Source organism: Streptomyces wedmorensis, from assembly GCF_000716445.1.
Classification (GTDB): domain Bacteria; phylum Actinomycetota; class Actinomycetes; order Streptomycetales; family Streptomycetaceae; genus Streptomyces; species Streptomyces wedmorensis.
Genome location: NZ_JNWK01000023.1, coordinates 79,533 through 93,328 on the forward strand (window position 1 = coordinate 79,533; position 13,796 = coordinate 93,328).

Here is a 13,796-nt window from a genome sequence, read left to right on the forward strand (position 1 = left end):
GGAGATGGCCATGGCCGTCGTCACGATGCGGGAGCTGCTGGAGAGCGGCGTCCACTTCGGTCACCAGACCCGTCGCTGGAACCCGAAGATGAAGCGCTTCATCTTCACCGAGCGCAACGGCATCTACATCATCGACCTGCTCCAGTCGCTGTCGTACATCGACCGCGCCTACGAGTTCGTCAAGGAGACCGTCGCGCACGGCGGCTCCATCATGTTCGTGGGTACGAAGAAGCAGGCCCAGGAGGCCATCGCCGAGCAGGCGACGCGCGTCGGCATGCCGTACGTCAACCAGCGTTGGCTCGGTGGCATGCTCACCAACTTCTCCACCGTCTACAAGCGTCTGCAGCGCCTCAAGGAGCTCGAGCAGATCGACTTCGAGGACGTGGCCGCCTCCGGCCTCACCAAGAAGGAGCTCCTGGTCCTCTCCCGCGAGAAGGCCAAGCTGGAGAAGACCCTTGGTGGTATCCGCGAGATGCAGAAGGTGCCGAGCGCCGTCTGGATCGTCGACACCAAGAAGGAGCACATCGCCGTCGGTGAGGCGCGCAAGCTCCACATCCCGGTCGTCGCGATCCTCGACACCAACTGCGACCCCGACGAGGTCGACTACAAGATCCCGGGCAACGACGACGCGATCCGCTCCGTCACCCTGCTCACCCGCGTGATCGCCGACGCCGTCGCCGAGGGCCTCATCGCCCGCTCCGGCGCCGCGACCGGCGACTCGAAGCCGGGCGAGAAGGCCGCCGGCGAGCCCCTCGCCGAGTGGGAGCGCGACCTGCTCGAGGGCGAGAAGAAGGCCGACGAGACCGTCGAGGCCCCCGCTGCCGAGGCCCCCGCCGCCGAGGCCGCTGCCGAGGCCACCGAGGCCACCGAGGCTCCGGCCGCGGACGCCGAGCAGGCCTGACCCTCCAGGACCTTCGGGTGAGACGGCGGGGGCCCACGAAGCCCCCGCCGTCACCCCGTGGACCCGCCCGAATCTTTCAGACTTCGAGAGAGAAACAGACTCATGGCGAACTACACCGCCGCTGACGTCAAGAAGCTCCGCGAGCTCACCGGCGCCGGCATGATGGACTGCAAGAAGGCCCTGGACGAGGCCGACGGCAACGTCGACAAGGCCGTCGAGGCGCTCCGTATCAAGGGCCAGAAGGGCGTCGCCAAGCGCGAGGGCCGCTCTGCCGAGAACGGTGCCGTGGTCTCCCTCATCGCCGACGACAACACCTCCGGTGTCCTGGTCGAGCTGAAGTGCGAGACGGACTTCGTCGCCAAGGGTGACAAGTTCCAGGCCGTCGCCGCCCAGCTGGCCGAGCACGTCGCCGCCACCGCCCCGGCCGACCTGGAGGCGCTGCTCGCCTCCGAGATCGAGGCCGGCAAGACCGTGCAGGCGTTCGTCGACGAGGCCAACGCCAACCTCGGCGAGAAGATCGTCCTGGACCGCTTCGCGCAGTACGCCGACGGCTTCGTCTTCGCGTACATGCACCGCACGATGCCGGACCTCCCGCCGCAGATCGGTGTCCTCGTCGAGTTCGACAAGGCCGACGCCGACGTCGCCAAGGGTGTCGCCCAGCACATCGCCGCCTTCGCGCCGAAGTACCTCACCAAGGAAGACATTCCGGCCGAGGTCGTCGAGTCCGAGCGGCGCATCGCCGAGGAGACCACCCGCGCCGAGGGCAAGCCCGAGGCCGCGATCGCCAAGATCGTCGAGGGTCGTGTCAACGGCTTCTTCAAGGACGCGACGCTGCTCGGCCAGCCGTACGCCCTTGACAACAAGAAGTCCGTCCAGAAGGTCCTGGACGAGGCCGGTGTCACCCTGAAGCGCTTCACCCGCATCAAGGTCGGCATCTGAGTCCGTACGCGAACGCGACGGACGCCGGACCCCAGGTAGGGTCTGAGGCAGTCGTCCGCGCCCGCGCAGGACGACCGCAGATCTGACGAGGAGGCCATTGCCGCACGGGATACCGCGAGGACCCAAGGCAATGGCCTCCTTCGTATGTGCACGAGGAGATCTCCATGAACCAGGGCGCCGTACAGGGCGACGACAACAACGGCAAAAAGGTCGGCCGCTTCATGCTGAAGCTGTCCGGGGAAGCCTTCTCCGGCGGCACCGGCCTGGGTGTCGACCCCAACGTCGTGCACGCCATCGCGCGTGAGATCGCGGCGGTCGTCCGCGACGGCGCGGAGATCGCGGTGGTGATCGGCGGCGGCAACTTCTTCCGCGGCGCCGAGCTCCAGCAGCGCGGCATGGACCGGGCACGCTCCGACTACATGGGCATGCTCGGAACCGTGATGAACTGCCTCGCCCTCCAGGACTTCCTGGAGAAGGAGGGCATCGACTCGCGCGTCCAGACCGCCATCACCATGGGTCAGGTCGCCGAGCCGTACATTCCGCTGCGTGCCGTGCGCCACCTGGAGAAGGGCCGTGTGGTCATCTTCGGTGCGGGCATGGGCATGCCGTACTTCTCCACGGACACCACCGCCGCGCAGCGTGCCCTGGAGATCGACGCCGAGGCCCTGCTGATGGGCAAGAACGGCGTGGACGGCGTCTACGACTCCGACCCGAAGGCCAACCCCGACGCGGTCAAGTTCGACGCCCTCGAGTACGGCGAGGTGCTCTCCCGCGACCTCAAGGTCGCCGACGCCACCGCCATCACCCTGTGCCGGGACAACAACCTCCCGATCCTCGTCTTCGAACTGCTCACCGAGGGCAATATCGCTCGCGCGGTGAAGGGTGAGAAGATCGGCACGCTCGTGAGCGACCAGGGCACCCGGGCCTGACACCCGAACCGGGAACCGCCCCGCAAGGGGATGGACAGAGCCCTGCCGGTCGTACCCACCGTGCAGGACACAACGCGACGACACGCAGGAGCATGTGGTGATCGAAGAGACCCTCCTCGAGGCCGAGGAGAAGATGGAGAAGGCCGTCGTGGTCGCCAAGGAGGACTTCGCCGCGATCCGCACCGGCCGTGCGCACCCGGCGATGTTCAACAAGATCGTGGCCGACTACTACGGTGCCATCACCCCCATCAACCAGCTGGCCTCCTTCTCCGTGCCGGAGCCGCGGATGGCCGTGGTGACCCCGTTCGACAAGAGCGCGCTGCGCAACATCGAGCAGGCCATCCGTGACTCGGACCTCGGTGTCAACCCGAGCAACGACGGCAACATCATCCGTGTGGTGTTCCCGGAGCTGACCGAGGAGCGCCGCCGCGAGTACATCAAGGTCGCCAAGGGCAAGGCCGAGGACTCGAAGATCTCGATCCGCTCGGTGCGCCGCAAGGCCAAGGAGACCATCGACAAGCTCGTCAAGGACGGCGAGGTCGGCGAGGACGAGGGCCGCCGTGCCGAGAAGGAGCTCGACGACACCACCGCGAAGTACGTGGCGCAGGTGGACGAGCTGCTCAAGCACAAGGAAGCCGAGCTGCTCGAGGTCTGATGAACGACTCTTCCTGGGGGGCCCCGGCCGGTTCCGGCCGTAGGGGACCCGACCAGGGGCCCGTCCCGGCGGGTCCCGCATACGATCGGCATCAGGCGGCGCAGACTCGGCCCATGCCCATCGTGCCCGACGTTCCCGCCGGCGGATTCCAGGACGGTCACGGTCGGGGGGCCGCTCACCCGAGCGGCCCCCTGTTCCGTGACGAGACGCCGCACGAGCACCCGCAGGAGCCCATGTCCAGCCCCACCCCGCCTCCGCCGCCCGCGCCGTCGGCGCCACGGCAGAAGAAGAGCGCGGGGCGCGACCTGGGCGCGGCCATAGGGGTCGGAGTCGGTCTCGGCGCCGTCATCATCGCGTCGCTGTTCATCTGGAAGCCGGCGTTCATCGGGGTGATAGCGGTCGCCGTGGTGGTCGGGCTCTGGGAGCTGACCTCCCGCCTCCAGGAGCGCAGGGAGATCAAGGCGCCGCTGGTGCCCCTCGCGGTCGGCGGCGCGGCGATGGTCGTCGCCGGCTACGTCCGGGGTGCCGAGGGCGCCTGGGTGGCGATGGCGCTGACCGCGCTCGCCGTCCTCGTGTGGCGGATGACGGAGCCCCCCGAGGGGTATCTGAAGGACGTCACGGCGGGTGTCTTCGCCGCGTTCTACGTGCCGTTCCTGGCGACCTTCGTGGCGCTGCTGCTGACCGCGGACGACGGCCCGCAGCGGGTGCTGACGTTCCTGATCCTGACCGTGGTCAGCGACACCGGGGCGTACGCGATCGGCTGGCGCTTCGGGAAGCACAAGCTGGCTCCGCGGATCAGTCCCGGGAAGACCCGGGAGGGTCTGCTCGGGGCGGTGACGTTCGCGATGGCGGCGGGTGCGCTGTGCATGGAGTTCATGATCGACGACGGTGCCTGGTGGCAGGGGCTGATCCTCGGCTTCGCGGTGGCCGTGAGCGCGACCCTGGGCGACCTGGGCGAGTCGATGATCAAGCGCGACCTCGGCATCAAGGACATGGGCACGCTGCTGCCGGGCCACGGCGGCATCATGGACCGGCTGGACTCGCTGCTGCCGACGGCGCCGGTGGTGTGGCTGCTGCTGGCGCTGTTCGTCGGGACCGGCTGAACCGTTCGTTCCGTGGGACGGGCCCGCTGCCTTCACGGCAGCGGGCCCGTCTTCGTTCCGGTGTCCACCATGTGGGGGAAGCGGACGGTGGATCGGCGGCCCGGAGCCCCCGCGCGGGAAGGATGCCGAGCATGACAGCACCCACGGCCCGCTCCGCCGAACGGCCCTCCGGGGCCCTCTCGGTCCTGCTGACCCTCGCGGCGGGGCAGTTCCTCATGGCGCTCGACAGCTCCGTCATGAACGTCTCCATCGCCACGGTGGCCGAGGACGTCGGCACCACCATCACCGGCATCCAGGGCGCCATCACCGCGTACACACTGGTGATGGCGATGCTCATGATCCCCGGGGGCAAGGTCGGCACCCTGATCGGCCGCAAGCGGGCCTTCATGATCGGCTGCTGCATCTACGGCGCCGGCTCCCTCACCACGGCCCTCGCCCCGAACCTCCCGGTGCTGATGTTCGGCTGGTCGTTCCTCGAAGGCGTCGGGGCGGCGCTCATCATGCCCGCCATCGTGGCCCTGGTGGCCGGCAACTTCCCCACCGATCGCCGCCCGATGGCGTACGGCGTCGTCGCGTCGGCGGGAGCCGTCGCCATCGCGGCCGGGCCCCTCATCGGCGGCATCGCCACGACGTACTTCTCCTGGCGCTGGGTCTTCGCCGGCGAGGTCCTGGTGGTGCTGGTGATCCTCGTGTTCGCCCGCCGCATCGCCGACGCCGTCAGCGAGGAGCGCCCGCGTATCGACCTCTTGGGCGCGCTGCTCTGCGCCGCCGGACTGGGCGCCTTCGTCTACGGCGTGCTCCGCTCGAGCGAGTGGGGCTGGGTGCGGCCGAAGGCCGACGCGCCCGCCTGGCTCGGGGTGTCGCTGGTCGTCTGGCTGATGCTGGCGGGACTGCTGCTGATGTGGTGCTTCCTGCGCTGGGAGGCCCGGCTCGTCGCCCGCCACCGGGAGCCGCTCATCCACCCGGACATGCTGCGCAACCGGCAGCTGACCGGCGGCCTGACCATGTTCTTCTTCCAGTACCTCGTCCAGATGGGCGTCTTCTTCGTCGTCCCGCTCTACCTGTCGGTCGCCCTGGGGCTGTCCGCGCTCGCCACCGGCGTCCGCATCCTGCCCCTGTCGGTGACCCTGCTGGCCGCCGCGCTCCTGATCCCCCGGTTCTTCCCCGACGCGTCCCCGCGCCGGGTGGTACGGATCGGGGTGCTCGCACTGCTCGCGGGCGCCATCGTGCTGATGGCCGCGCTCGACGCGGACGCCGGGGCTGAGATCGTCGCCGTGCCCCTGCTGCTCGTCGGGTTCGGCATGGGCGCCCTGGCCTCCCAGCTCGGCGCGGTCACCGTGTCCGCCGTGCCGGACAGCCAGAGCGCGGAGGTCGGCGGCATCCAGAACTCCGCCACGAACCTCGGTGCCTCCATCGGCACCGCCCTCGCCGGCTCGCTCATGATCGCCGCGCTGACCTCCTCGTTCCTGGCGAGCATCGAACAGAACCCGGCGGTCCCGGCCGACGTGAAGCAGCGGGCGGCCGTGGAACTCCAGAGCGGTATCCCCTTCCTCTCGGACGCCCAGCTCACCGACGCCCTCGAGGAGGCCGGCGCTTCCCCGCAGGTCACCGACGCCGCCCTGGAGGCCAACGCCTCAGCCCGCCTCGACGGCATCCGCGGGGCCCTCGCGATCCTCGCCGCCGCCTCCGTCGTCTCCCTCTTCTTCACCTCCCGCATCCCCCGCACCCCACCGGGCCGCCCCGCGCCGTGAGGCCCCTCACCCTTACCCTTCACGCGCCGGGACACCCGCGCGTGTCTGCGACACTGGTAGCACCATGCCCAAGCCCGGAGAACTCACTTTCGTCGCCCCCCGCGGAGCCAAGAAGCCGCCGCGGCACCTGGCCGACCTTTCGCCCGCCGAGCGGAAGGAGGCCGTCGCCGCGATCGGCGAGAAGCCGTTCCGCGCCAAGCAGCTGTCCACCCACTACTTCGCGCGGTACGCGCACGACCCCGCCGAGTGGACCGACATCCCGGCCGCGTCGCGGGAGAAGCTGGCCGGGGAGCTGCTGCCCGACCTGATGTCGGTGGTCCGGCACATCTCGTGCGACGACGACACCACCCGCAAGACGCTGTGGCGGCTGCACGACGGCACGCTCGTCGAGTCGGTGCTGATGCGCTACCCGGACCGCGTGACGATGTGCATCTCCTCGCAGGCCGGCTGCGGGATGAACTGCCCGTTCTGCGCGACCGGGCAGGCGGGGCTCGACCGGAACCTGTCGACCGCCGAGATCGTGCACCAGATCGTGGACGGGATGCGGTCGCTGCGGGACGGCGAGGTGCCCGGCGGACCGGCACGGCTGTCCAACATCGTCTTCATGGGCATGGGCGAGCCGCTCGCCAACTACAAGCGGGTCGTCGGCGCCATCCGGCGGCTGACCGACCCGGAGCCGGACGGCCTCGGGCTGTCCCAGCGCGGGATCACCGTGTCCACCGTCGGCCTCGTGCCGGCGATGCTGCGCTTCGCCGACGAGGGCTTCAAGTGCCGGCTGGCGGTCTCGCTGCACGCGCCGGACGACGAGCTGCGCGACACCCTGGTGCCCGTGAACACGCGCTGGAAGGTGCGGGAGGTCCTCGACGCGGCCTGGGAGTACGCGGAGAAGTCGGGCCGCCGGATCTCCATCGAGTACGCGCTCATCCGGGACATCAACGACCAGGCCTGGCGCGGAGACCTGCTCGGCAGGCTCCTCAAGGGCAAGCGGGTGCACGTCAACCTGATCCCGCTGAACCCGACGCCCGGCTCGAAGTGGACGGCGTCGCGTCCCGAGGACGAGAAGGCGTTCGTCGAGGCCATCGCGCGCCACGGTGTTCCGGTGACCGTGCGGGACACCCGGGGCCAGGAGATCGACGGTGCCTGTGGACAGCTGGCCGCGGCCGAGCGCTGACCTTGTAGTCTGAGCTCGAACACATCTCCAATATTCCGACAGGGGAGCGCCACAGCGCTGAGAGTGCGGTCACCGTAGGACCGCAGACCCTCTGAACCTTGCCCAGGTCATTCTGGGTAGGAAGTTCGGTCGTAACTCAAGCTGTTGCGCCCTGCCCGCGCCGGTTCCGCCGGACGCGGGCAGGGCCGCGTCTCTTCCTGGTCACACCCAGGAGGAATCTCAGTGAGCACCAAGAAGATGGCCGCCGCCGCGCTCGTCGCGGCGCTGGGCGTCACCACCCTCGCCGCCTGCGGCACCGACGACGTCAGGGGCGCGGCCGGCAAGACCGACCGGCCCGCGCCGAAGACCGTGACGCTGGTGAGCCACGACTCGTTCAACGCCTCCAAGGAGGTGCTGGCCGACTTCACGAAGCAGACCGGGTTCACGGTCAAGATCCTCAAGAGCGGCGACGCGGGCGAGGCCGTCAACAAGGAGATCCTCACCAAGGGCTCCCCGCAGGGTGACGTCTTCTTCGGCGTCGACAACACGCTGCTGTCCCGCGCCCTCGACAACGGGATCTTCGTCCCGTACGAGGCGAAGGGCATGGACCGGGTCCCGGCCGCGTACCAGCTGGACAAGGAGCACCGGGTGACGCCGGTCGACTCCGGCGACATCTGCGTCAACTACGACAAGAAGTACTTCGCCGACAAGAAGCTGGCGCCGCCGGTGACCTTCGACGACCTGGCGAAGCCGGCGTACAAGGACCTGCTCGTCGTCGAGAACCCGGAGCGGTCCTCGCCGGGGCTCGGCTTCCTCCTCGGCACCGCCGCGAAGTACGGCGACGAGGGCTGGCAGGACTACTGGAAGAAGCTCAAGGCCAACGGCGTGAAGACCGTCGACAGCTGGGAGCTCGCCTACAACCAGGAGTTCTCCGGCTCGGCCGGCGGCAAGCAGGCCAAGGGCGACCGGCCGCTCGTCGTGTCCTACGCCTCCAGCCCGCCCGTCGAGGTGCTGTACGGCGAGCCGCAGCCGAAGGTGGCGCCCACCGGCGTCTCCACCGGCACGTGCTTCCGGCAGACGGAGTTCGCCGGTCTGCTGAACGGGGCGAAGAACCCCGAGGGCGGCAAGGCGCTGATCGACTTCCTGATCTCCAAGAAGTTCCAGGAGGACATGCCGCTGCAGATGTTCGTGAACCCGGTCGCCACGGACGCGGCGCTGCCGGAGCTGTTCACGAAGCACGGCGTGGTGGTCGACAAGCCCGAGACCATGGCACCCGAGAAGATCGCCGAGAAGCGTGACCCGTGGATCCAGCAGTGGTCGTCGCTCGTCCTGAAGTAGGGCGCGACATCAAGCGGAGCGCGGCGCGGCTGGGGCTGATGGCCCTGCCCGTCGCGTTCTTCGGCGTCTTCTTCGCCTGGCCCGTCGCGTCGATCGTCGAGCGCGGGCTGCGCCCCGACGGCTCCTGGCGGTTCGGGCGGATCGGCGAGACGCTGAGCCGGCCCGACATCCTCGACGTGCTCGGCTTCACCGTGTGGCAGGCGCTCGCCTCGACCGCGCTGACGCTGCTCTTGGCGCTGCCGGGGGCGTACGTCTTCGCCCGCTTCGACTTCCCCGGCAAGAACGTCCTGCGGGCCGTGGTCACGGTGCCGTTCGTGCTGCCGACCGTGCTGGTCGGCACCGCGTTCCTGGCGGTCGTCGGACGGGGCGGGCTCACGGACGAGCTGTGGGGCCTGCGGCTCGACACCAGCGTGTGGGCGATCCTCCTCGCCCACGTCTTCTTCAACTACGCCGTCGTCGTACGGACCGTCGGCGGCCTCTGGTCCCAGCTCGACCCGCGCCAGGAGGAGGCCGCCCGGGTCCTCGGCGCCTCGCGCTGGACGGCCTGGCGGACGGTGACGCTGCCCGCGCTGGTGCCGGCGGTGTCGGCGGCCGCGCTGATGGTGTTCCTCTTCACCTTCACCTCGTTCGGTGTCGTGCAGATCCTCGGCGGGGACGCGTACTCCACCCTGGAGGCGGAGATCTACCGCCAGACGGCCCGGCTCCTCGACCTGCCGACGGCCGCCGTGCTCACGCTCGTGCAGTTCGTCGCGGTCGGCGCGATCCTCGGCGTGCACGCGTGGACGGTACGGCGGCGGGAGACCGCGCTGCGGCTCGTCGCCCCGGAGCGGACCGCCCGCCGGCCGCGCGGGGCGGGCCAGTGGGCGCTGCTCGCGGGCGTCCTGCTCTCCGTGGCGCTGCTGATCCTGCTGCCGCTCGGCGTCCTGGTGGAGCGCTCGTTCGCCGGGCCCGGCGGGTACGGGCTCGGCTACTACCGGGCGCTCGGCTCGCTCGACGAGAGCGGCACGTTCCTGGTGCCGCCGCTGGAGGCGATCGGCAACTCGCTGCGGTACGCGGTGGCCGCCACCGCGATCGCGGTCGTGATCGGCGGGCTCGCGGCGGCCGCCCTCACCCGGCGGGCCGGACGGCTCGTGCGCGGCTTCGACGCGCTCCTGATGCTGCCGCTCGGGGTCTCTGCCGTCACCGTCGGCTTCGGCTTCCTCATCACGCTCGACGAGCCGCCGTTCGACCTGCGGGCCAGCTGGATCCTCGTCCCCCTCGCGCAGGCGCTGGTCGGCGTCCCCTTCGTCGTACGGACCATGCTGCCGGTGCTGCGGGCCGTGGACGAGCGGCTGCGGGAGGCGGCGGCCGTGCTCGGCGCCTCGCCGTGGCGGGCCTGGCGGGAGGTGGACCTGCCGATGGTGCGGCGGGCGCTGCTCATCGCCGCCGGGTTCGCCTTCGCCGTCTCGCTGGGCGAGTTCGGCGCGACCGTCTTCATCGCCCGGCCCGACAGCCCGACGCTGCCGGTGGCGGTGGCCCGGCTGCTCGGCCGGCCGGGCGAGCTCAACTACGGCCAGGCGATGGCCCTCTCGACGATTCTGATGGTGGTGTGCGCGGTGTCCCTGCTGCTGCTCGAACGGCTGCGCACCGACCGGACCTCCGGGGAGTTCTGATGCTTTCGATCGAGGACGCGACCGTACGGTTCGGGGAGCGGGCCGTGCTCGACGCCGTGGACCTGGAGGTCGCCGAGCACGAGATCGTGTGCGTCCTCGGCCCCAGCGGCAGCGGCAAGTCCACGCTGCTGCGGGCCGTCGCCGGGCTCCAGGCGCTCGACTCCGGCCGGGTGCTGCTCGCCGGCGCCGACCAGGCGGGGGTGCCGGTGCACCGGCGGGGCGTCGGGCTGATGTTCCAGGACCACCAGTTGTTCCCGCAGCGGGACGTCGGCGGCAACGTCGCCTTCGGGCCGCGCATGCGGGGGGCCGGGAAGGCGGCGCAGGCCGAGCGGGTGCGGGAGCTGCTCGACCTCGTCGGTCTGCCCGGCGCCGAGCGGCGGTCCGTCGCCGCGCTCTCCGGCGGCGAGCAGCAGCGGGTGGCGCTCGCCCGCGCGCTCGCACCCCGGCCCCGGCTGCTCATGCTCGACGAACCGCTCGGCCAGCTCGACCGCGGCCTGCGCGAGCGGCTCGTCGTCGAGCTTCGGCAGCTCTTCGGACGGCTGGGGACGACGGTCCTCGCCGTCACCCACGACCAGGGCGAGGCCTTCGCCCTCGCCGACCGGGTCGTGGTCATGCGGGACGGGCGGATCGCCCAGTCCGGCACCCCCGTCGACGTGTGGTCCCGCCCCGCCTCGGAGTTCGTCGCCCGCTTCCTCGGCTTCGACAACGTGGTGGCGGCGCGGGTCACCGGGACGCTCGCGCAGACAGTCTGGGGCCCGGTGCCCGTGCCGGACGGCTCCCCGCAGGGCGACCGTGTCCTCCTCGTCCGCCCCGGCGGGGTACGGATCGAGGGGGACGGGGAGGCCTGGACCGTCGAGTCCCGGACCTTCCGCGGCGACCGGGTCGCCGTACGCCTCCGCCCGGCGGACGGCCCCGCCCTGGAGGCCGACCTCCCGCTGCGGGAGGCACCCGCCGAGGGGGCCCGGGTCGCCGTGGAGTTCCGGGTGGAGGACGTGGTGGTGCTGGAGGCCGCCGCCTAGGGGGTGCCCTGTAGGCCGGCCCGGCCTGATCGGCAGGACCTAGGGCCTGTCTGACGATTCCCGTCGGGTCCGGCCCGCCCGGCACGCACGCTCGCCGCACGGCCGAAACGCCCCAGTAGCTCCGCTACGAGGGCGCCCGGAGCCGTAGGCGACGGCGACGACCCAGGGGGCGTGGTCCGCCATGCCGACGTCGACGGCGCCGGCCCAGGCGAGGGCGCCGACGGCGGCCAGGAAGACCCCGAACGGGGCGAGCGCGCCCGCCCCCGCCCAGCCGAGCGCGAGCAGCGGCAGCCGGGGCAGCCGCCGGCCCCACGGGCGGGTCAGCGCGAGTGCGAGGGTCATGCCCAGGAGGGCGAGGACCGCGGTGACGTCCACGCCGTGGTCGTACAGCCGGATGCCCAGGTCGCTGGTGTACTCCGGATCGACGCCGGGGCGTCCCGTGCCCGTGTAGCCGGGCGTGACGCCCAGCGCCCAGGCCGTCTTCAGGACGGTGTACGGAACGAGGGCGGCGACGGCGACGAGGCCGGCGCGGGGGGCGAGGTCGGCGCGGGGTGCGGGCGCCGGGTGCGGAGGCGCGGCCGAGGGCGCCGTCCCGTGTGCCCACCCGTCCCGCCCCGTGGGACGGTCGCCCGCACGGCGGCCGCCGGGGTGGCGGCCGCAGTAGGGGCAGGTGCCGAGGGCGTGGCGGCGGTGGGCGAGGGCGGCGCAGGCCCAGAGGATCCCGCCGAGGACGGCGGCGGTCTGGTTGGCCAGGGCCGCCCAGTCGACCGGAGGCTGGTTGCGGGACAGGAAGAACAGCAGGTGGAGGGGGCTGAGGAGGGCGGCGAAGCCCGAGGTCAGACAGAGCGCGACGACCGCCCAGGCGGCCGTCGAGAGCCATCGGACGCCCGGCCGGCGGAGCAGCGCGTACGCGAGGACGGCGGCGGTCCCGTAGAGCGCCGCCGCGGCCGCCTCGGGTCCCGTGCCGGTGCCCTTGCCGAGAAGCGAGTAGCCGAACGCGGGGGCCGTGACGGCGGCGAGCGCCGCCCCGGTGGCGTACAGCAGCGACCAGACGACAGCGGCGCGGCCCGCCCAGGACGGCCATGCGGCCGCCGGTGTCTTCGGTGTCATGACCCGAGCTTTCCGGCGCGGGACTCCGATCGCGTCCGCCCGTGGGCGGGTCCCGCTCCGCCGCGCGGCGGAGGCCCGGGGCACAGCCCGGAGGGCGGGGCCTATTCCTCCGCGAGCCGTTCCAGCGCCGCCGGGGCCTCGTCGATCGAGTCGACGAGGGCGATGCGGGTCGCCATGGGGCGGTCGGTGGCCAGGGAGCGCAGGAGGGGCCAGGCGGGGAGGTGTTCGGTCCAGTGGGCGCGGTCGACGAGGACCATCGGGGTGGGGGAGCCGAGGGACTCGTAGTAGTTGGGGGTGGCGTTGGCGAAGATCTCCTGGACGGTGCCGGCGGCGCCGGGGAGGAAGACGACGCCGGCGGTGGAGCGGGCGAGGAGGCCGTCCTCGCGGAGGGCGTTGGCGAAGTACTTGGCGATGTGCGCGGCGAAGGGGTTCGGCGGCTCGTGGCCGTAGAACCAGGTGGGGATGGCGACCGAGTCGCCGCCTTCCGGGAGGCGGTCGCGGACGCGGAAGGCGGCGCGGGCCCATTCCGTCACCGAGGGGACGAAGGAGGGTGCCTCGGCGAGCAGCGCGAGGGCCTCGGGCAGGGCGGGGTCGGGGAGCGGGGCCAGGTAGGCGCCGAGGTTCGCGGCCTCCATGGCGCCCGGTCCGCCGCCGGTCGCGACGGTGAGGCCGGCGCGGGCGAGGGACCGGCCGAGCCGGGCGGCGCCCGCGTACGCCTCGGTGCCCCGGCCCATCGCGTGACCGCCCATGACGCCGACGACGCGGGCCCCGACGAGGAGTTCGTCGAGGGCGTCGGAGACGGCGTCGTCGTGGAGCGAGCGGAGCATCGAGGAGAGGATGTCGCCGTCAGCCCGGGTCCGGCCGAACCAGGCGTACGCGCGCGCGTCCGGCGTTGCCTCGTACCCCCCGGTCGCAAGACCTTCGAAGAGTTCGGCCGGGGTGTAGAGCCGTGCCCGGTACGGGTCGAAGGGCAGGTCGGGCACGGGCGGGAAGACGAGCGCCCCGTCGGCGCGGACCTTGGCGGCGGCCTCCGGCTGCATGGCGCAGCCGAGGAAGACGGCGTCGGCGGTGGTCGCGGAGAGCAGGGCGAAGGTCCGGTCGGTCAGGTCGAGCGACTGGATCCGGAGGCCGGTGAGGGAGCCGGGCCGGGCGAGCGCCGCGTCGAACTCGCCGAGCGTGTGGATCTCGTGGCCGTGCCCGCGGGGGCCGGTCGGGCGGTGGGCCGGGGGGAGCGTCGCCATGGGCACAC

12 protein-coding genes are annotated in these 13,796 nt (G+C 71.8%); 10 read left to right on the forward strand and 2 right to left on the reverse strand.

Annotated features, from left to right (window positions below):
- Positions 1–10 precede the first annotated feature (10 nt).
- The 10 genes from rpsB to OO54_RS19670 all read left to right on the forward strand — a co-directional run bounded on the left by rpsB (position 11) and on the right by OO54_RS19670 (position 11,437).
- Entirely contained in the window at positions 11–901 is an 891-nt protein-coding gene (rpsB, locus tag OO54_RS19625; RefSeq protein ID WP_033204790.1) for a 30S ribosomal protein S2, read from the forward strand.
- Positions 902–1,003: 102 nt separating this feature from the next.
- The gene (tsf, locus tag OO54_RS19630) at positions 1,004–1,840 is read left to right on the forward strand and encodes a translation elongation factor Ts (protein WP_017235922.1); all 837 of its coding nucleotides are present in this window, start codon (positions 1,004–1,006) and stop codon (positions 1,838–1,840) included.
- A 164-nt stretch (positions 1,841–2,004) separates the two neighbouring features.
- Entirely contained in the window at positions 2,005–2,769 is a 765-nt protein-coding gene (gene pyrH / locus OO54_RS19635; protein WP_026057590.1) for a UMP kinase, read from the forward strand.
- A gap of 97 nt (positions 2,770–2,866) precedes the next feature.
- Positions 2,867–3,424, forward strand: coding sequence for a ribosome recycling factor (frr, locus tag OO54_RS19640; protein WP_026057589.1), 558 nt, complete (start codon positions 2,867–2,869; stop codon positions 3,422–3,424).
- Positions 3,424–4,527 carry a phosphatidate cytidylyltransferase gene (locus OO54_RS19645; protein WP_033204791.1) on the forward strand — a complete coding sequence of 368 codons (1,104 nt, stop codon included), beginning with the start codon at positions 3,424–3,426 and terminating at the stop codon, positions 4,525–4,527. The genes frr and OO54_RS19645 overlap by 1 nt, the downstream gene beginning before the upstream one ends.
- Before the next feature lie 131 nt (positions 4,528–4,658).
- Positions 4,659–6,278: an MFS transporter gene (locus OO54_RS19650; protein WP_033204793.1), complete on the forward strand. Its 1,620-nt coding sequence runs from the start codon at positions 4,659–4,661 to the stop codon at positions 6,276–6,278.
- A 64-nt stretch (positions 6,279–6,342) separates the two neighbouring features.
- Positions 6,343–7,449: a dual-specificity RNA methyltransferase RlmN gene (gene rlmN / locus OO54_RS19655; protein WP_033204794.1), complete on the forward strand. Its 1,107-nt coding sequence runs from the start codon at positions 6,343–6,345 to the stop codon at positions 7,447–7,449.
- 237 nt (positions 7,450–7,686) lie between these two features.
- The gene (locus tag OO54_RS19660) at positions 7,687–8,766 is read left to right on the forward strand and encodes a thiamine ABC transporter substrate-binding protein (protein WP_033204902.1); all 1,080 of its coding nucleotides are present in this window, start codon (positions 7,687–7,689) and stop codon (positions 8,764–8,766) included.
- Positions 8,767–8,804: 38 nt separating this feature from the next.
- Positions 8,805–10,418: an ABC transporter permease gene (locus tag OO54_RS19665; RefSeq protein WP_033204795.1), complete on the forward strand. Its 1,614-nt coding sequence runs from the start codon at positions 8,805–8,807 to the stop codon at positions 10,416–10,418.
- Positions 10,418–11,437: an ABC transporter ATP-binding protein gene (locus OO54_RS19670; protein WP_033204797.1), complete on the forward strand. Its 1,020-nt coding sequence runs from the start codon at positions 10,418–10,420 to the stop codon at positions 11,435–11,437. Before OO54_RS19665 ends, OO54_RS19670 begins: the two co-directional genes overlap by 1 nt.
- 39 nt (positions 11,438–11,476) lie before the next feature.
- Here the strand turns inward: OO54_RS19670 and OO54_RS19675 are convergent, their stop codons facing one another.
- Positions 11,477–12,547 carry a hypothetical protein gene (locus OO54_RS19675; RefSeq protein WP_033204798.1) on the reverse strand — a complete coding sequence of 357 codons (1,071 nt, stop codon included), beginning with the start codon at positions 12,545–12,547 and terminating at the stop codon, positions 11,477–11,479.
- Between the two features lie 101 nt (positions 12,548–12,648).
- Positions 12,649–13,788 carry an LOG family protein gene (locus OO54_RS19680; protein WP_033204904.1) on the reverse strand — a complete coding sequence of 380 codons (1,140 nt, stop codon included), beginning with the start codon at positions 13,786–13,788 and terminating at the stop codon, positions 12,649–12,651.
- Positions 13,789–13,796: the final 8 nt, after the last annotated feature.

Excerpts from the sequence above, each read along its gene's own strand:
- rpsB (WP_033204790.1), top strand. The coding sequence starts at position 11 with ATGGCCGTCGTCACGATGCGGGAGCTGCTGGAGAGCGGCGTCCACTTC.
- tsf (WP_017235922.1), top strand. The coding sequence starts at position 1,004 with ATGGCGAACTACACCGCCGCTGACGTCAAGAAGCTCCGCGAGCTCACC.
- pyrH (WP_026057590.1), top strand. The coding sequence starts at position 2,005 with ATGAACCAGGGCGCCGTACAGGGCGACGACAACAACGGCAAAAAGGTC.
- OO54_RS19645 (WP_033204791.1), top strand. The coding sequence starts at position 3,424 with ATGAACGACTCTTCCTGGGGGGCCCCGGCCGGTTCCGGCCGTAGGGGA.
- OO54_RS19650 (WP_033204793.1), top strand. The coding sequence starts at position 4,659 with ATGACAGCACCCACGGCCCGCTCCGCCGAACGGCCCTCCGGGGCCCTC.
- rlmN (WP_033204794.1), top strand. The coding sequence starts at position 6,343 with ATGCCCAAGCCCGGAGAACTCACTTTCGTCGCCCCCCGCGGAGCCAAG.
- OO54_RS19660 (WP_033204902.1), top strand. The coding sequence starts at position 7,687 with ATGGCCGCCGCCGCGCTCGTCGCGGCGCTGGGCGTCACCACCCTCGCC.
- OO54_RS19665 (WP_033204795.1), top strand. The coding sequence starts at position 8,805 with ATGGCCCTGCCCGTCGCGTTCTTCGGCGTCTTCTTCGCCTGGCCCGTC.
- OO54_RS19670 (WP_033204797.1), top strand. The coding sequence starts at position 10,418 with ATGCTTTCGATCGAGGACGCGACCGTACGGTTCGGGGAGCGGGCCGTG.
- OO54_RS19675 (WP_033204798.1), bottom strand. The coding sequence starts at position 12,547 with ATGACACCGAAGACACCGGCGGCCGCATGGCCGTCCTGGGCGGGCCGC.
- OO54_RS19680 (WP_033204904.1), bottom strand. The coding sequence starts at position 13,788 with ATGGCGACGCTCCCCCCGGCCCACCGCCCGACCGGCCCCCGCGGGCAC.